Source organism: Niabella agricola, assembly GCF_021538615.1.
Classification (GTDB): domain Bacteria; phylum Bacteroidota; class Bacteroidia; order Chitinophagales; family Chitinophagaceae; genus Niabella; species Niabella agricola.
The window spans coordinates 1,097,454-1,115,540 of sequence record NZ_JAJHIZ010000003.1 but is presented as its reverse complement, the minus strand read 5'-3'; the positions used below and the strand labels follow the sequence as shown (position 1 = coordinate 1,115,540).

Sequence of the window (18,087 nt, the reverse complement as noted above, 5' to 3'; positions counted from 1 at the left end):
TCAAACGATATGAAGCAATATAAAATAGTCGTGCTGTTTATTTTTATGTCGGGTTTCCTGGTTCAGTGTAAAAAAGGATTCCTGGACCGGGCGCCACAAAGTGAAATTATCCCGGAGATCTTTTTTAACACCGAAAAGGACCTGGAATTGTATACGAATTCTTTCTACGCCAATACTGCGGCGATACCGACTGCTGAAGGAGTTTATAACGAAGATGATGACAACGTGATCAAAAACAGCTTGAGTGATTTTTTAACCGGCAAGCGGGTGGTCCCCGTTTCGGGCGGAAGCTGGAACTGGTATTATTTAAGGAATATCAATTATTTTTTATTAAACTACCAAAAGGCGCAAGTGCCCGGCGCGAAACACTATGGTGGGGTGGCGCACCTGTTCCGGGCCCTTTTTTATTTTGATAAGGTAGCTACGTTTGGAGATGTTCCCTGGTATAGCGCGGTGATCGATATAAAGGACTCTTCATTACTAAACCGGCCCCGGGATAAACGAACCCTGGTGATGGACAGTATACTGGCCGATCTGGATACGGCGATCAGCTGGATGGATACAAAAAAATCTGTTGAAAAAGTCACAAAATGGACGGCCCTTGCTTATAAATCGAGGATCTGCCTGTTTGAAGGCACCTTTCGCAAATACCACCCCGAGTTTAATTTGCCGGATGCAGACCGGTTTTTGACAGAGGCCGCTAAAGCCGCGGAAATACTGATTAACAGCGGTTCTTATGAACTGTATTCGAGCACACCAGACAAAGCTTACCAGGAGCTGTTTGCCTCAAAGTCGGCGATCGAAAAAGAAGTGATCCTGACGCGCCGGTTCAGTAATGATCTGCAGATATGGCATAATGTAAATTATTATACGCTGACGGCATCTTACGGCCGGCCGGGGCTGGAAAAGAAGCTTGTAAACAGTTACCTGATGAAGGATGGTTCAAGGTTTACAGACAAAGCCGGTTACAATACCCTTACTTTCTTTAATGAAGTACAGAACCGTGATCCGAGATTATCTCAAACCATCCGGACTCCCGGATATACCCGTACCGGGAATACAAAAAAATTGCCGCCGGATTTTACCGGAACTGTTACCGGGTATCAGCTGATAAAATTCGTGACCACAGAAGCGGAAGATTTTTATAACCGGTCGACCAACGACATGCCTGTTATGCGCTATGCGGAGGTGCTGCTGAATTTTGCAGAAGCCAAGGCGGAGTTGGGTACACTGACGCAGGCGGATATCGATAAATCAATAAAATTGCTACGCGATCGTGTGGGAATGCCCAATCTGAATCTGGTAGCTGCCAACGCAACTCCCGATAGCTATCTGGCCGCGCAGTATACCCATGTTTCAGGTGCTAATAAGGGAATCATTCTTGAAGTCCGCCGCGAACGAAGGATCGAGCTGGTGATGGAAAGCTTCCGTCGCCGGGACCTGTTACGATGGAAGGAAGGACATCTTTTTGCAGAGCAGTTTAAAGGCATGTATTTCCCGGGCGTAGGCCCTTATGACCTGGACGGGGATGGCAAGGTGGATGTATATATTTATACCGGAACAAGGCCGCCGGAAAGCGGGCCGCAGTACCTGAAACTGGGCAGTGAGGTCATCCTGGAAAATAATACAAATGGAGGTGCGATCCTGGTAAATCCCCAGGTTGCCAAGATATTTAATGAAGACCGGGATTACCTGGAGCCGATCCCGGTACAGGAAATCCAGTTAAACCCCAGCCTGGTACAAAATCCTAACTGGAAGTAACCAGGGTCGAATCAAAAAGAAGATGATACTGGTATTTTCATACCGGTATCATCTCTTTTCAAAATTGCAAAACAGAAACAGCATAACGATGAGCAGAAATTATTTATTCGCAGTCCTGCTTTTATTTACTGCAGCATGTGGTACTGTTGCCCGTGCCCAAACCATAAAAGTACTTACCTATAATGTCTATCATGGAGAAGAACATTATGCGAATGGAAAGAGCAATCTCAAAAAGATTGCAGCGGTAATCAACCGGTATAAGCCCGATTTTGTGGCTATGCAGGAGGTAGACAGCATGACCAAAAGAACGGCGTCCTTTAACGGTGGTGTTAAAAAGGACCTGGTAGCGGAACTGGCAAAAATGACTGGTATGCATGGATACTTTGCAAAGGCAATGGACTATAGCGAGGGCGGTTATGGTGAAGGCTTGTTATCGCGCTATCCTGGTAAACCTGTGGTGCATCACCTGCCTATTCCCGCCGGGGGCGAAGGAAGAGCGCTGATCACCATTGAGCACCGGTTCCCAAACGGAAAAAAGATGGTATTTGCCGGTACGCATCTTTGTCATGAATTTGATGAAAACCGGCAGGCACAGGCAAAGGCTGTTGCCGATATTTTGTTGGGGATGAACCTGCCGGTGGCGGTTGGCGGCGACTTTAATATTACGCCGGAATCCAAAGCGTATGCGATCATTACGCAGCGAATGGACGATGCTGCCGTGCGGTTCGGTAATCCGCAGCTTACGTTCCCCTATACCAAGCCAAAGATCCGGCTGGATTATATTTTCCTAAACCAGGGAAGAACGTGGAATGTAAAAAAAGTAGAAGTGATCGGTAATGAAGACGCTTCCGATCATAAGCCGGTATTGGTTACGCTGGAACTGGTAAAATAGGGAAGCCTCGGGTAGTGTCTTCACTGCCCGGCCAGGAAGAATAGGATGCACCTGAATATTCAGGTATGTTTAACAAAACAAAAGATGTTTATGAAAATGAAAGGACTCCGGGTAAGCCCGCTTCCGGTAAAGATGACGCTTTGGTTGCTTTTTCTTACCGTTTCATTAAGCAGTAGGGCACAGGAAAAAATACAGATCACGCATGGGCCTTATCTGCAGGCGATGACCGATTCCAGTGTATCCATCATATGGACTACGAACAAACCGGCAACAGCCTGGGTAGAACTGGCTCCGGATGATGACAGTCATTTTTACCAGAAAGAGCGTCCCAAATATTTCAGTGCCGCTAACGGGTTAAAGAAGGTGGGTACAGTGCACCGGGTAACGCTGACGGATTTAACGGCCGACACGCATTACCGCTACCGGGTGTATAGCCAGGAAGTGCTGAAGCACGAATGGGTAAAAGTGCAATATGGCGATGTGGCCGCTACAGCCGTATACCAGAGAAAGCCGCTCATGTTCCGTACCAACGGAACGCCCGGCCCTTTTGAGTTTGCGGTGGTCAATGATATTCACGAACGGAACCCGGTATTGAAGCAATTGCTGGGGCAGGTTGATTTTTCGAGAACCGGGTTTGTGGTATTTAACGGCGATATGGTCAACAGCTCTTTGAGCGAGGAGCAGGTGTTCCGTGGTTTTATGGACACAGCCACCTTATTATTCGCCAGTGAGATACCAATGTATTATGCCCGCGGAAATCATGAAACCCGGGGACCATTTGCAGCGCAGTTTCCCGAATATTTTCCGGGCAATAACGGGCGTCTTTATTATATGTTTACCCGGGGGGACGCCTGTTTTATTGTTTTAGATGGAGGAGAAGATAAGCCCGATTCGGATATTGAATACAGTGGCATTACGGACATGGATGCCTACCGGACCGAACAGGCAAAATGGCTGCGTGCTATCATACAAACCGATGCATTCCAAAAGGCCAAATATAAGATCGCCATTTGTCATATCCCGCCTGCCAACGGTTGGCACGGAAACCAGGAGATTACAAAAAAATGGGTGCCCATTCTTAATGAGGCTGGCATCCAGGTAATGCTGAGCGCGCACGAACACCGGCACCGCATTCAACAACCTTCAGATGCTACGCGGTTTCCCATTATTGTAAATTCCAATAATCATATCATTAAAGCAAGTATTACCGAATCGGAAGCCCGCTTTCGCATTTTTGATCCGATGGGCAAATTGGTCGACCAGCTCAGCATCGTACCGGCAAAATAGAAAAGTAAACTCCAGGAAGAAACGGTTACTTCCGAAATAAAAAAAGCGGCTCTTAAATACGAGCTGCTTTTTAATACTATGCGGAAAATCTTTAGATCATCTTCACGCTTCTTTCTACAAATGAAGTAAGGTCTGCTCCGGTGAGCATGCCCTGCGCTAATAAGGCCAGGTCAAAAGCCTGCCGTGCCAACGCCTGCCGTGCATCAGCATTGGTTTCAGCCAGGATCTTTGTAGCCAGTGGGTGGTTGGCATTGATAGCTACTTTATATTTATCAGGAAGGGTTCCGTAAAAACTCATGCCGCCGCCCATGGCAGCCATATCTTTCATCCGGCGCATAAACTCATCCATGGTAACGGTTACCGGCATGGCTTCGGCAGAAAGTGTTTCCACGCTTACGTCCATACCTGGTTTGGTAATGGCCTTTTCAAAAACTTCTTTGATCTCCTTGGTTTGTTCTTCGGATAAATTGCTGGAAAGGGTCTCACCCTTGTCGATCAGTTTTTCCAGAACATCGGCATCCACCCGTTTGATCTGCGTTTTTTCCAGGTCACGTTCCAGGTGGCTGATAAAATGGTTGTCGAGCGGACTGTCCATCAGCAGTACGTCATAGCCTTTTTTATTGGCCGCCTGTATATATCCGTCCTGCCTTTCTGCATTGGGGGTGTACAGGTATACCAGGTTATCGTCTTTATCTTTTTGAGCCGGTGTTACTTTATCCTTGTATTCATTTAGGGTATAAAACTCTTTCTTTGTGTTACCCAGCAATACAAAGTCTTTTGCCCGCTCCCAGAATTTGGGTTCACTGATAGCCCCATATTTTACAAATACGCCGATATCATTCCATTTTTCTTCATAGCTCTTGCGGTCGTTCTTAAAGAGCTCTGCCAGTTTATCTGCTACTTTTTTAGTAATATAGGTATTGATCTTTTTTACATTACCGTCTGACTGCAGGAAGGAGCGGGAAACGTTCAGCGGGATATCAGGAGAATCGATTACCCCGTGCAACAACATCAGGAATTCAGGTACAATGTCTTTCACCTCATCGGTAATAAATACCTGGCGACTGTACAGCTTGATCTTATTGCGCTGCAGTTCGATATCGTTTTTGATCTTGGGAAAATAAAGCACCCCGGTCAGATGGAAGGGGTAGTCCACATTCAGGTGGATCCAGAACAGGGGGTCTTCGCTCATGGGGTACAGCTCCCGGTAAAAATTCAGGTAATCCTCATCTTTCAGTTCGCTGGGCGCCTTTGTCCAGATAGGAACACCGGTGTTAACGATATTGGGTACCTCTACGCTTTTATATTTGGGTTTGCCTTCTTCGTCTTCACCATCGGGTTCGCTTTCTGTTTTAGTGCCAAACTGAACGGGTACCGGCAGGAACTTTGCATATTTTTCGAGGATGCTTTCAATGCGGTGGGGCTCCAGGAAGTCTTTGTTCTCATCATTTACGTAAAGGATCACATCGGTACCCCTGGTGGTGCGGCTACCTTCGCTGATCTCAAATTCAGTGCTGCCATCGCAGGACCATTTTGCAGGTTCCGCTCCGGGTTGGAAACTTAAGGTCTGGATTTCCACCCGGTCGGCCACCATAAAGGCCGAATAAAATCCAAGTCCGAAACGGCCAATGATCTCGGAAGCGTCTTTTGCTTCTTTGAATTTCTCCATAAACTCCTCCGCACCGGAGAAAGCGATCTGGTTGATGTATTTTTTTATTTCTTCAGCGGTCATACCGATCCCATTATCAGAGATGGTAATCGTCTTTGATTCCTTATTCAGTTTTATCTCCACTAAAGGAGCGCCGATCTCACCGCTAAACTGGCCCAGTGACGCCAGGCGCTTTGCTTTTTGAATCGCATCTACCGCATTGGAAACCAATTCGCGAAGAAAGATCTCATGATCCGAATAAAGGAATTTTTTAATAATCGGGAAAATGTTCTCCGTATGAATGGAAATTGAGCCTTTTTCTTGTATCATAATGCCTAGAAATTTTTTTCGTTTTACATCAAATGCAATACCATCGCCGGTGTTAAGGTCATTTTGTCAGGTTAAGGACATGTTTTAGGTTTAATGTTCAAGGTTGGATCCCGTTTGATGCTTGATGATATGGGTTAAAAGCCGAATACTGAATGCGTGTTTCTTGGTTGAGTTGTTCAGGGGACAGGGAATGTTTTGTTTCAGGTTTAAGGTTCAATGTTTCAGGGTAGGCTTTCATGAGTAAATTAAAAGTTATTGTGGTTGGTTTGGGGGGCAGGGATACCAGGGTGCCATAGGAATGATGCCAGATAGTGATAATGGATCTTCATGGCCACAACATGTTCACATTTTCCAGATTTTCAAATTCTCAGATTCCTCCATATTAACTTTGCCTTATTTATCATCGTTCCTGGTGATCAGTAAAGGCAAAAACGATTAATTTGTAACATGAATCGAGTATCCTGTTTTATTGCTGCAATAGTACTGGCTATAATGGTTGTTCCCGGCTTTTCGCAGCCCCGGGTTGAACGTGATAAAATTTTACTTCCCAATGGCTGGTCGCTGACTCCGGCCGGAACCCAGCTTCCCCTGGGTGATCTGCCACTGAATCTGGTGATCAGCAATAACCGACGTCTGGCGGCCGTTACCAATAACGGGCAGAGCACGCAGACAATCGATCTGGTGGATCTGATGACAAAAAAAAGAATCGACAGCATCATCATAGCGAAATCCTGGTACGGACTGGCTTTTAGCAGTAACGACCATTATCTCTATGCATCCGGCGGCCATGATAATGTGGTAAAAAGATATGCGCTACAAAACAACCGCCTGGCTTTAAAGGACTCTTTTGTATTGGGTGAAAAATGGCCGAACCGTATCGGAACTGCTGGTTTGGATGTGGATGATAAAAGCACCAACCAGCTGTATGTGGTTACCCGGGAAGACAGTAGCCTCTATATATTTGACCTGGCCACTAAAAAAATAAAGTGTAAAACCGGGCTTGGATCGGAAGCCTATACCTGCAAACTGTCTCCCGACCGGAAAAAGCTTTATATCAGTATTTGGGGCGGAGGCAAATTGCTTGTATGGGATGTGGCCAGGCAAAAGATCACAGCAACGATCGCTACCGGAAATCATCCGAATGAGATCTGTATCAGTAAGAATGGAAAGCTGCTTTATGTGGCCAACGCTAATGACAACTCGGTGTCTGTGATCAACACGGCAAACAACAAAGTGACGGAGACGTTGAATGCGGCTCTTTATCCCAATGCCCCCAGTGGTTCTACCAGCAACGGAGTGGCGCTTTCAGCGGATGAGAAGACGCTGTATGTAGCTAACGCTGATAACAACTGCCTGGCAGTGTTTGATGTATCGGTGCCGTCAAAATCGGTTTCAAAGGGATTTATCCCCGTAGGCTGGTATCCCACCAATGTGAAGGTGGTGGGGAAGCAGATCCTGGTTACCAATGGTAAGGGGCTGTCATCCATGGCCAACCCTTATGGTCCCAACCCGGTGAATAAAAAAGAAGTGGTACTGCGGCATGCGGGCGATAGCAGTCGTTCTGCAAAAGTGCAGTATATAGCCGGGCTGTTTCGGGGCAGCCTGAGTTTTATTCATACACCCACACCACAGCAACTGGCGGTATATGCGCGTTCCGTCTACCAAAATACGCCCTATTCGAAAAGCAAAGAACTGAATGCACAGGGTGAAGCGGGTAATCCGGTTCCCATGAAAGTGGGCGCTCCTTCTCCCATTAAGCACGTGTTTTATGTGATCAAGGAAAACCGGACCTACGACCAGGTGCTGGGAGATGTTGCACGCGGAAACGGCGACAGCAGTCTTTGCCTGTTTGGTGAACGGATTACGCCGAACCAGCATAAGATTGTGAGCGACTTTGTACTGTTGGATAATTTTTATGTGGATGCGGAAGTAAGCGCCGACGGGCATAACTGGAGCATGGGCGCCTATGCCACCGACTATCTGGAAAAAACCTGGCCCTCGAGTTATGGCGGCCGTGGTGGTACATACGGTGGAGAGGGCGAGCGGAAGGTTGCCAATAACCGCGATGGGTTTATCTGGGATCATGCGGCAAGGAGTAAGGTCTCTTTCCGTACCTATGGCGAGTTTGTGGATGATGGGAAAGCAAAGCTGGATGTGCTCAGCGGACATTTTGCCCGGGGTTATACCGGCTACGATCTGAGTGTGGCAGATACCACCCGCTTCCGTCAGTGGAAGCAGGACTTTGACTCGTTGGTGGCGGCCAATGCGCTTCCTCAGCTGACTACTTTACGTTTTGGTAATGATCATACGGAAGGAATGCGGGCGGGCCGCAAGACGCCTTTTGCCCATGTGGCCGATAATGACCTGGCTGTGGGAATGTTTGTCGATTACATAAGTAAGAGTCCCATCTGGAAAGAATGCGCCATCTTTATCCTGGAAGACGATGCCCAAAATGGGCCGGATCATGTGGATGCCCACCGGAGTACGGCCTATGTAATCAGTCCCTATGTAAAACGGCGGTCTGTAGATCATACTATGTATTCCACTTCCGGCATGCTGCGTACCATAGAACTGATCCTGGGTATGCCACCTATGACGCAGTATGATGCTGCTGCAACGCCCATGTGGCGCTGTTTTACCGCTGTACCGGATTTTACTGCATTTGATCATTTGCCTGCAAATATGAACCTGCTGGAGCGTAATCCTGCGCAAGGGAGGCTGGCCGCCTGGAGCGAGCAGTTTGACTGGTCGAAAGAAGATGCCGTTCCGGACCTGGTATTTAATGATATCCTTTGGATGGGCATTAAAGGTACACCGGCACCTTCTCCTGTTCGGGCGGCGTTCCTGAAGTTCCCGGAAAAGAAAAAGAAAGGGGATGATGATTGATCTTTAGCGAACCTGCGGTTTTGATGTCCGCCACAAGGGCACCAAGGCACGAAGATGGACTCAGTCTAGGTTCTTCTTTGTGTTTGCTGGTGTCTTTCTGTCGTGGTTTTTATTTCACGCAACGGCGCAGAGGAGCGAAGATGCAGCGGCTTAGGCGTTTGCCACCAAGGCACGAAAATGGACTCAGTCTAGTTCTTTTTTGTGTTTCCTGGTGTCTTTCAGCCTTCGTGGTTCATATTTCGCTCTTTCGCTTTCTTCAAAAAACGAAGCGTTAAAAACAACGCCGAAACCGTAAGCCCTACGATCAATCCCAGCCAGATACCTACCCCGCCCATCTTAAAATGAAAAGCCAGCAGGCATCCGATCGGAATGCCTAATACCCAGTAGGCAATGGCAATAAAAATAGTGGGTACATTTACGTCTTTGATACCCCTTAGCAAACCAGCGCTGATGGCCTGGATGGAATCGGAGATCTGGAAAACGGCCGCCAGCAGCAGGAAGGTGGCCGCCAGCGAAAGCACTTCCGTATTATTGTTAAAGAGGTGCGGTAGCTGGTTACGTAACAAAATGAATAATAAGCAGCAAAACGAACCGTAAATCAGCGCGAGCACAATGGTGCTTTTGCCGATTACGGAAATGCGTTTCAGGTCCCTGGCACCAAAGGCGGTGCTTACGCGGATAGAGCCGGCTTGCGATAGCCCCATAGATACCATAAATGTAAATGAAGCACAGCTCAATGCAATCTGGTGCGCCGCTTGTGTAGTGGCGTGAATGGTACCCATCAATATACCTGACACCGCGAAGGCCCCGGCTTCCATCCCGATCTGCAGACTGCTGGGAATACCGATTTTTAATAGCTGCCGGAAAGTAGTGCCGTTCAGTTTCCATTGGTTCCTGGCTACGGCAATATAGGGCCTGAATACGCGATGATTAAGGATCACCAGAGCCAGCGCTACAAAAATAGCGGTACGGGTGATGAGGGTGGCATAACCTGCGCCGATTAATCCAAATTCAGGTACACCCCAATGCCCGTAAATAAAAACCCAGTTAAGGAGCGCATTCAATGGTATGGCGGCGAGTGACAGCACCATGGCTGTTTTGGTATACTGCAGGCCGTCAGCAAATTGTTTTAGGGTCATAAACAGGATCATGGGAATGATCGAAATGCCCATAACCCGCATCAGGGGAGCTGCATAAGTTACTACCTCGGGATCCTGGTCCAGGTGGTATAAGACCTCAGTGCCGGCTACAATCGCCGCGGCAATAATAATGGCGGCAAGGGTGCAGAGAATAAACCCGTTGTAGAGGTAATGAGAGATCAGCTGGCGGTCGTATTTCCCATGCGCCAGAGAAACCATCTGTGCTACCGAAATGGTAACACCGATGCCCAATACAAAGGGAATATTGATTACGTTCAATACCAGGGCTGCAGCAGCCAGTTCCTTGTATCCCAGCGCGCCGATCATTGCGGTGTCTACCAGGTGTAAGGAGATTTGCGCAATTTCGCCAAGAATAATGGGAAACGCGAGCAGTAACGTATTTCTGGCCTCTTTCTTGTAATTCATAGACGGGCAAAATTAGCATTCATAAATGAGGGATCACATTAAACGGCATAATTTTTTATACTTTCGGGAATCGGGTATTGAGAATCGGGAATTCAGAATCTAAATTCCAGAATTTCTCATTTCACTTCTCAAATCCCGATTCTCAACTCTTCAACCATGAATAATGAAATAAAATCGGCAGATGCAATAAAAGCTGCGCAACTAAAAAAACATAAGGCGCTGGCTACCGGCCTGTTTTTACTGATGGCGTTGGTATTCCTGGGTTGTGTATATCTGTTAAAAAGTCGTACCGATATATGGATCGGGTATGTAAAAGCGTTTGCTGAGGCGGCGATGGTGGGCGCATTGGCCGACTGGTTTGCGGTAACCGCCCTGTTTCATCACCCCATGGGGCTGCCCATACCACATACCAACCTGATTGAGAACAGCAAGAAACGTATCGGTGATAACCTTGGAAATTTTGTAGTGAGCAATTTTCTGAATGCTAAAACACTGCGTCCTTATATCGAACGGCTGGAGTTGAGCTCCGTGGCCGCTGCCTGGCTGGTCAAAGCGCAGCATGTACAATTACTGGTTACCGAAGCTTCGAGGTTGCTGAAGCGGATGATAGAAACATCGGATGCCCAGCTGATCACTGGTTTTATAGCCCGTAAGGCCGGGGAGCTCCTGGATGGCGTGCGGTTGAATGAGGTTGTGGCGAATGGTCTGGGGCTGATTGTAGAACGAGGTGATCATGAGCGCGTTCTGAATTTTGTACTTGGAAAGGTGCGCAATTATGTAATCGAAAATGAAGCACTGGTAAAGCAGCGGGTAAAGGAAGGGAGCCATTTCCTGATTCCCGGATTTGTAAATAATTATATCGCTACCAAACTCACGGCCGGTATTGCCAACTATTTGCAGGAGATCGAAAAAGATCCGCAGCACAAGATCCGGAAGGATTTTAATAAGCAATTACTGGTGTTTGCCGAAACGCTCAAAACCAGCCCCGAGTGGCAGCGCGACCTGGAATCGTTGAAAAATGACCTGCTTACTCCACAAAAATTGGAGCAATATGCCGGAGATATCTGGAAGCGGTTGCAGGCACACGCGCTTCAGGATCTTTCGTCGGAAGATTCGGCGCTGCGCCGGTATTTTAAAAAATCAGTAGAGGAACTGGCTGCCAACCTGCAGCAGGATGCCGAAATGCGCACCAAGATCGATCGCTGGATCCGTTATAACGCCTATCACTATATCCTCCGTAATACGAAGCAGGCGGGCGCGCTCATCAGCAATACCGTTGGTAACTGGGAAGGGAAGGAGTTGAGCAATAAGCTGGAACTGGAAGTAGGGAAAGACCTGCAGTTTATCCGCATCAATGGCACCCTGGTGGGAGGCATTGTTGGCCTGCTCATTTACACCATCAGCAGATTATTGTAAGAAATGCGCGTTAAGCCTTCCTGAGGTGGTAAGCCTTGGGTTTCGTAAAAGCTCTTAATCCCGCATGGGACAGCGTGGCACCAAAACCCGAATGGTTGCGGCCGCTCCAGGGTAGCGCCGCACTTACACGGTCGCAGCAATTCCAATATCCTGTTCCGGCATTTACCTGTTGCAGGATGGTTGCGGCTCTTGCCTGGTCACTGCTATACACAGATGCGGTAAGACCATATTCCGTATCGTTCATTTGCGCGATGGCCGCTGCATCATCTTTTACCTCCATGATCCCGATAATCGGCCCAAAGGATTCCTCTTTCATGACGCGCATATCGGCGGTTACGTTAGTAAGAACCGTTGGCTGAAAATAATAGCCCTTCCCTTCGGTTTTTTTCCCACCGGTAAGTAGTGTGGCGCCTTTTTGTAAAGCATCATCAACCTGGGCTTCCAGCACTGCAATCTGCTCTTTGCGGGTAAGCGGACCAAAATACACGCCGTCCTCTGTAGGCGCTCCGGTCTTCCAGGAACGCAGTTCCTTTACAAAGGCTTCCACATAAGCGTCGTATTTATTTGCATGCACATAGATCCGTTCTACCGAGCAACAGCTTTGCCCGTTGTTATAAAAAGCCCCGTCTGCAGTGGCCGCTGCAACGGCTGCAATATCCGTTATATCGTCTGCTACATAGAGCGGGTCTTTGCCGCCCAGTTCGCACTGGCAGGGTACCATCTTGGCCGCCACTTTATTGTAAATGAAACTGCCGGTCTTATAGCTACCGGTAAAATAATAGCCGTCGAAGGGCATATCTAAAAGCGCCGCTCCCACACTACCGGTGCCGATAGCGGTTAAAAACAGGCCGGCATCCAATCCGGCTTGCTTCCACAGGCGTTCTATTTCCAGCCCGGTAAGCGATGCGTATTCTGAAGGTTTGTACAGAACTGCATTGCCTGCCAGCAGGGCAGGAACAAATACATTTACGCCTACCAGGTAGGGATAGTTCCAGGCGGAGATATTTGCAATCACACCCAGGGGCTCGTATACAATGCGCTCTTCCATATCCGGTGCTACATTCATTACCTCGTCACTAAGATACTTTGCCGCATTCCCGGTGAGCCAGTTAATGCGGCCAATGGCACCCCGGATCTCGTTGGCCGATTGGGTTAGCGGTTTTCCTACTTCGCTGGTGAGCACCTGCGACAGGACGGCACAATTGGCTTCCAGTAATTCAGCGAATTTTTTTACGATGGCAACGCGTTCTTCCAGCGGGCGGGCTTTCCAGTTGGGTTGGGCAGCTTTCAGCCGCTGCCATTTTTCCAGGAGGGATTGCGTATTGTCTTCTGTAAGTGTGGCGATCCGCTCTTCCGTGGCGGGGTTAATAACTTCCATGTATTAATTATGTTGTATGGCTTCCAAAAATTTTTTACGTATTCCGTCCGAGGGCGGAGTTTGTTGCAGTCCGAAATGATACATCCGTTCCGGGTGCCACTGTACACAAAGCAGGAACGGATAGCCGGTTGTTTCGGTCCGTTCCAGTGCTTCGGCAACTCCATCCGGCGCTGTGGCGGTAATCTGTAAGTTCCAGCCAAGGTTGCCGATGGCCTGGTGGTGTGCGCTGTTTACGGCACAGTGCTCGCTGCCTAATGCTTCGTGCAGGATACTGTCCGGTTTTATATGAATGCCGTGTACCTTGTCCTGGCTGTTGGCCACCCGGTGTACTTCATTCTTTGTTTCAAGGTCCTGAACAAGGGTGCCGCCATAGATGCAATTGATGAGCTGCATGCCTCGGCAAATACCTAGTACAGGTGTGTTTTGTTCCTGTGCCTGGCGGAAAACAGCGGTTTCAAAAGCATCCCGTTCTTCCTGGAATTGTTCCGGCGCATTGGGATAGCCGGTCTTCCCGGAATAGTATTCAGGTGCAAGGTCGATTCCTCCGGAAAGTACAATACCATCGCAACTGGCCGCGGCGTTGAGGTTGTTGAGTTCCGCCGAAAGGGTGATGACTTCTATGGGGTCTGTTCCTTTGAGCCAGTTGACATAATTAGCATGTTTGAGCTCTGACCCCGTATATGTTAATCCGATCTTCATACGTTACAATGCTTCCAGGTAAAGTTGTTTGAACTGTTCCCTTGATACCGGTTTGGGGTTATTGGGATGTGCAAAGTCTGCAATGGCCAGGTCGGCCAGGGTTTCTACATACTCTTCTTTAACGCCGATCGCCGATAAATGATGCGGAACACCGATGGTGGTATTCAGTTCAAACAGGTAATCCACCACATCTTTTCCGTCTGATCCTTCCAGGTTTAAAGCTGCGGCAATTTTTTTAAATTTCGCTTCTTGCCCCTCTATATTGAAGCGCATGCCATAGGGCAGGTTAACCGCATTGGCCAGGCCATGGTGGGTATCCAGCAGGGACGACAGCGGATGCGCGAGCGAATGCACCACGCCCAGGCCTTTCTGAAAGGCCACGGCACCCATCAGCGAAGCAATCAGCATTTTACTACGGGATTCGAGGTCCGGCCTGCGTACAGCTGTTGCAATGGATTCACCGATCAGCGAAATGCCTTGCAGGGCAATGCCATCGCACATAGGGTGTTCCATATTTACCAGGTAAGCTTCCAGGTTATGGGTAAGCGCGTCCATACCGGTTGCAGCGGTAATGGCAGGCGGGATATCCATTGTAAGCAGGGGGTCGGCGAATACTACTCTTGCCAGCAGTTTGGGCGAGAACAGTATTTTCTTTTGATGGGTTTCGTCATCGGCAATAATGGCGCTCCGGCCCACTTCACTGCCGGTGCCGGCTGTGGTAGGGATGGTAATAAAATGCGGCACATCATTGGTAACGTATATATCGCCTCCTATAAGATCGTCGTACTTAAACAGGTCTTCGCGGTGGTGCACCCGCAGTACGATGGCCCGGGCCACATCCAGCGCAGCGCCGCCTCCAATGCCAATTACGGCATCCCGTGCGGTAGCGTCGTACAAATCGGTACCCCGGTATACATCCGATTTTACGGGATTTTTATGGATGTCGTGAAAGACTTCCACCGAAGCTCCGCCTGCCCGCAGGGATGTCAAAATTTTCTTAAAAAAATCCAGTTGCGCAATCACCGGATCCGTTACAATTAACGGGCGATCCAGTGCCTGCTTTTTTAAATAGTCGCCGAGCTCGTTGCTGGATCCAGCTCCAAAACGGATGGTGGTTGGGAAATTGTATTGATAGATTTTGTCAAATGCCATAAAGCAAAAATATTATAAAATAAAGTTGTTTTTTTTCTCCCGGGTATATTTCAGCAAACAGATGGTTTGCATTGATTCACCGCTGCCCGAAATGACCTGTCTGCTTTCTGCATTGCGCGGTGAGGCTCGTATATCCATTCAGGGACCTGGCTTGATGAAATCAATGGAGGCCTATTGACCGGCTGCAAAAGGACCGAAGCTTTTATATGATTTCAAAATAGCGTCTCATTTCCCAGTCGGTTACGGTTTTTAGATGTTGTTTCCATTCCCATTCACGGGTGGTTACAAAGTGTTCCGTGAATTTTTCGCCAAACAGTTCCCGGGCCACTGTCGATGCTTTCATGGCCGCTGTAGCTTGTTCCAGGGTACGCGGCAGTACACCGTGAGATTCGTCGGTATACCCGTTGCCGGTTACGGCTTCCTGGAGATCGAGTTTGTGCCGGATGCCATACAAACCGGATGCTATAGCAGCAGCCATAGCAAGGTAGGGGTTGGCATCGGCGCCGATCACCCTTGTTTCCAGCCGGCAGGCTGCTTCACTTTGCTGCAATACCCGTAAGGCCACCGTGCGGTTGTCGATTCCCCAGGTGATGGTGGTGGGAGCCCAGGCACCTTCTACCAATCGTTTGTAACTGTTGACGGTGGGGGCAAACATCGGCAGGATCTGTGGCAGGCAGTAAAGCTGACCGGCTATATAATGCCGGAATGTAGCGCTAATCTGCTGTTTGTCTTTGCCGTTGTAGAACACATTTTTTTTACCGGTTTTATCCCGCAGGCTTTGATGCACATGTCCGCCGCAGCCTGGAAGACTTTCATGGATTTTTGCCATAAACGTGGCCATGATACCATGCTGGTACGCGATTTCTTTTACCGCGGTTTTAAACAATGCGGCCCGGTCTGCAGCTGTAAGGATATCGGAATATTCAATAGCGGCTTCATACGTGCCCGGCCCGGTTTCGGTATGAATGCCTTCGATGGGGATGTCAAAATCGCGCAACTGGTCAAACAGCGCCGTAAAAAAGCGGTTGTTGAGCGAACTTCTTAAAATGGAATAGCCAAACATGCCTGGAGTAAGGGGGGTAAGCTGTTGAAACCCCTTCTCCGCAATAGTTTGTGGTGTTTCGGCAAAATTGTACCACTCAAATTCCTGTGCTGCGTAAGGTGTAAATCCCTGCTGCTGGGCATCGCCAAGCACTTTTTTCAATAGTTGTCGCGGACAAACACAGGCTGGTGCCCCTTTGCTGTCAATGATCGCTCCAAGAAAGAAAGGAAGCCCGTTTTCCCAGGGGATCTTGCGGAAGGTGCTGAGGTCGATCCGCGCAGGCGCATCGGGGTAGCCCGTATGCCAGCCCGTATAGCTGCAATTGGTATAGGACACGTCACCGGAATCCCAGCCAAAAATCACATCACAAAAAGAAGTTTCTTTTTCTGCGATGCCCAGGAATTTTTTTGCAGAAATATATTTTCCGCGGAGAATGCCGTCAATATCCACATAGGCGATTTTTACTTTTCCTGATTTGTGGGTTTTAACGTACTGTAAAATTTCTTTTGTTGTCATAAAGATTTCTTGAAAAACAGGCTGAATAAAATATAACTGATCAGCAGCAGCCCCAGGTAAACCAGCCCGAGTTTGAAATTATAAACGATCACCGCAATAAAGGAGATGCCAGCGAGTATCAATGCAATAAAAGGAAACAACGGGTAAAAGGGTACTTTAAAGGGACGCTCCAGTGCGGGCTCTTTTCGCCTCAGTCGGATAACGGCAATCATGGAAATGATATAAAGGGTCAGCGCACCGAATACCGAGAGGATGATGATTTCCCCGGTCTTCCCGGTAAGCAGTGCAATAATGCCTACGACCATATTTGCAATGAGCGCGTTGGAGGGCGTCTGAAACCGGTGGTTTACCTTTCCCAGCCATTGCGGTGCAAAGCGGGCCCTTCCGAATTCGAATGAAGACCGTCCTGCGGCGAGGATAATACCGTGAAAGGATGCCACCAATCCAAATAACCCGACAGTGATGAGCATGTGGTACAGGAAGGCGTTATTGGTAACAATATGTGACAGGGCCAGCGGAAGGGGAGAGTCGGATGTAGCGCCTTCCTTTGTATATACCACGGCCTCCCAGCCAGCAACTCCAACTGAGCTGATAAAAGTAAGTGCGCAAAGAACCACCAGTGTGAAAATAGCTGATCCAAATCCCTTTAGGATGGTGCGCTGCGGGTTCTTGGTTTCTTCTGCTACATTAGCGATACCTTCTATACCCAGGAAAAACCAGATGGCAAACGGGATGCTGGGAAAGATACCGGCCCATCCCGCAGGGAGCGCATTTTTTTTGAGATGCACCGCATCAAAATGCGGCAGCGTAATACCGGCAAACAGCAATAGCTCGCCCACAGCCATAATCGTGATCACCAGTTCGAATGTTGCGGCTGCTTTTACACCGGATATATTCAACGCGGTAAAAATAATATACACGGCAATGGCGATGCCCAACACCGGAAGCTGGGGAAAGAATAAATTAAAATAAGCACCAATAGCAAAAGCAATGGCCGGCGGCGCGAAGATGAATTCAATATTTTGGGCCATACCTGCAAAAAAAGCCAGGTCTTTTCCCAGCGTACGGCCGGCGTAGTCGAAAGCTCCTCCTGCCTTGGGAATGGCACAGGCCAGTTCTGTATAGCTGAACGTAAATGCTACATACATAAGTGCAATAAACAGGGTGGCAATGCCCATGCCGAGGGTGCCTCCTTTTTCAAGACCCAGGTTCCAGCCAAAATACATTCCCGAAATAACATACCCTACGCCCAGGCCCCATAACATGGTTGCATTAAGCGTTCTTTTCAACTGCTGTGCAGGATTCGTCATATGCCTTGCTAAATAATTGGTTTAAATGAAACGTTATCGTATAAAGATATTGATAATATAAACTGCTCTATTGCTGCAAGTGACTTTTTTTTACCAGCAGGAAACTATCATATAAAGCGCCGACGGCTATCCCGGATCGTAAAAGAATTTGCAGATGCTGTCGATTTGCGATACCTTGGCCTGCTTTGATTTTTAGACGAGCATT

The 18,087-nt window shown here is 48.3% G+C and carries 12 protein-coding genes; 5 read left to right on the top strand and 7 right to left on the bottom strand.

Translation table 11 applies throughout. From position 1 onward, the window contains the following. Positions 1 to 9 precede the first annotated feature (9 nt). The 3 genes from LL912_RS10140 (at position 10) to LL912_RS10130 (ending at position 3,940) form a co-directional block, all read left to right on the top strand. The gene (locus tag LL912_RS10140) at positions 10 to 1,761 is read left to right on the top strand and encodes a RagB/SusD family nutrient uptake outer membrane protein (protein WP_235553461.1); all 1,752 of its coding nucleotides are present in this window, start codon (positions 10 to 12) and stop codon (positions 1,759 to 1,761) included. Between the two features lie 88 nt (positions 1,762 to 1,849). Beyond that, positions 1,850 to 2,653, top strand: coding sequence for an endonuclease/exonuclease/phosphatase family protein (locus tag LL912_RS10135; RefSeq protein ID WP_235553460.1), 804 nt, complete (start codon positions 1,850 to 1,852; stop codon positions 2,651 to 2,653). Between the two features lie 90 nt (positions 2,654 to 2,743). Continuing rightward, a complete protein-coding gene (locus LL912_RS10130) occupies positions 2,744 to 3,940 on the top strand; it encodes an FN3 domain-containing metallophosphoesterase family protein (RefSeq protein ID WP_235553459.1) in 1,197 nt (398 codons plus the stop codon). 91 nt (positions 3,941 to 4,031) lie between these two features. Here LL912_RS10130 and htpG read toward each other — a convergent pair whose 3' ends face one another. Next, the gene (htpG, locus tag LL912_RS10125; RefSeq protein WP_235553458.1) at positions 4,032 to 5,918 is read right to left on the bottom strand and encodes a molecular chaperone HtpG; all 1,887 of its coding nucleotides are present in this window, start codon (positions 5,916 to 5,918) and stop codon (positions 4,032 to 4,034) included. A gap of 447 nt (positions 5,919 to 6,365) precedes the next feature. On the opposite strand from htpG, the gene LL912_RS10120 reads away from it, so the two are divergent. After that, a complete protein-coding gene (locus tag LL912_RS10120; RefSeq protein WP_235553457.1) occupies positions 6,366 to 8,804 on the top strand; it encodes a bifunctional YncE family protein/alkaline phosphatase family protein in 2,439 nt (812 codons plus the stop codon). 218 nt (positions 8,805 to 9,022) lie between these two features. Here the strand turns inward: LL912_RS10120 and LL912_RS10115 are convergent, their stop codons facing one another. After that, the gene (locus tag LL912_RS10115) at positions 9,023 to 10,369 is read right to left on the bottom strand and encodes an MATE family efflux transporter (RefSeq protein WP_235553456.1); all 1,347 of its coding nucleotides are present in this window, start codon (positions 10,367 to 10,369) and stop codon (positions 9,023 to 9,025) included. 156 nt (positions 10,370 to 10,525) lie between these two features. On the opposite strand from LL912_RS10115, the gene LL912_RS10110 reads away from it, so the two are divergent. Then, the gene (locus LL912_RS10110) at positions 10,526 to 11,785 is read left to right on the top strand and encodes a DUF445 domain-containing protein (protein WP_235553455.1); all 1,260 of its coding nucleotides are present in this window, start codon (positions 10,526 to 10,528) and stop codon (positions 11,783 to 11,785) included. 10 nt (positions 11,786 to 11,795) lie between these two features. On the opposite strand, the gene LL912_RS10105 is transcribed toward LL912_RS10110, so the two are convergent. From LL912_RS10105 to eat, 5 genes are all read right to left on the bottom strand, one after another. After that, positions 11,796 to 13,163, bottom strand: coding sequence for an aldehyde dehydrogenase family protein (locus LL912_RS10105; RefSeq protein WP_235553454.1), 1,368 nt, complete (start codon positions 13,161 to 13,163; stop codon positions 11,796 to 11,798). 3 nt (positions 13,164 to 13,166) lie between these two features. Further along, complete coding sequence (locus LL912_RS10100; RefSeq protein ID WP_235553453.1) at positions 13,167 to 13,862, bottom strand: gamma-glutamyl-gamma-aminobutyrate hydrolase family protein; 696 nt, start codon at positions 13,860 to 13,862, stop codon at positions 13,167 to 13,169. Positions 13,863 to 13,865: 3 nt separating this feature from the next. Beyond that, complete coding sequence (locus LL912_RS10095; RefSeq protein WP_235553452.1) at positions 13,866 to 15,014, bottom strand: iron-containing alcohol dehydrogenase; 1,149 nt, start codon at positions 15,012 to 15,014, stop codon at positions 13,866 to 13,868. A 202-nt stretch (positions 15,015 to 15,216) separates the two neighbouring features. Next, positions 15,217 to 16,572, bottom strand: a complete 1,356-nt coding sequence (locus tag LL912_RS10090; protein ID WP_235553451.1) for a glutamine synthetase family protein — start codon at positions 16,570 to 16,572, stop codon at positions 15,217 to 15,219. Beyond that, positions 16,569 to 17,882 carry an ethanolamine permease gene (eat, locus tag LL912_RS10085; RefSeq protein WP_235553450.1) on the bottom strand — a complete coding sequence of 438 codons (1,314 nt, stop codon included), beginning with the start codon at positions 17,880 to 17,882 and terminating at the stop codon, positions 16,569 to 16,571. Before eat ends, LL912_RS10090 begins: the two co-directional genes overlap by 4 nt. Positions 17,883 to 18,087 lie beyond the last annotated feature (205 nt).

Coding starts and splice junctions, on each gene's coding strand:
- LL912_RS10100 (WP_235553453.1), bottom strand. CDS start 13,862: ATGAAGATCGGATTAACATATACGGGGTCAGAGCTCAAACATGCTAAT.
- eat (WP_235553450.1), bottom strand. CDS start 17,882: ATGACGAATCCTGCACAGCAGTTGAAAAGAACGCTTAATGCAACCATG.
- LL912_RS10115 (WP_235553456.1), bottom strand. CDS start 10,369: ATGAATTACAAGAAAGAGGCCAGAAATACGTTACTGCTCGCGTTTCCC.
- LL912_RS10105 (WP_235553454.1), bottom strand. CDS start 13,163: ATGGAAGTTATTAACCCCGCCACGGAAGAGCGGATCGCCACACTTACA.
- LL912_RS10110 (WP_235553455.1), top strand. CDS start 10,526: ATGAATAATGAAATAAAATCGGCAGATGCAATAAAAGCTGCGCAACTA.
- LL912_RS10120 (WP_235553457.1), top strand. CDS start 6,366: ATGAATCGAGTATCCTGTTTTATTGCTGCAATAGTACTGGCTATAATG.
- LL912_RS10130 (WP_235553459.1), top strand. CDS start 2,744: ATGAAAATGAAAGGACTCCGGGTAAGCCCGCTTCCGGTAAAGATGACG.
- LL912_RS10090 (WP_235553451.1), bottom strand. CDS start 16,572: ATGACAACAAAAGAAATTTTACAGTACGTTAAAACCCACAAATCAGGA.
- LL912_RS10135 (WP_235553460.1), top strand. CDS start 1,850: ATGAGCAGAAATTATTTATTCGCAGTCCTGCTTTTATTTACTGCAGCA.
- LL912_RS10095 (WP_235553452.1), bottom strand. CDS start 15,014: ATGGCATTTGACAAAATCTATCAATACAATTTCCCAACCACCATCCGT.
- htpG (WP_235553458.1), bottom strand. CDS start 5,918: ATGATACAAGAAAAAGGCTCAATTTCCATTCATACGGAGAACATTTTC.
- LL912_RS10140 (WP_235553461.1), top strand. CDS start 10: ATGAAGCAATATAAAATAGTCGTGCTGTTTATTTTTATGTCGGGTTTC.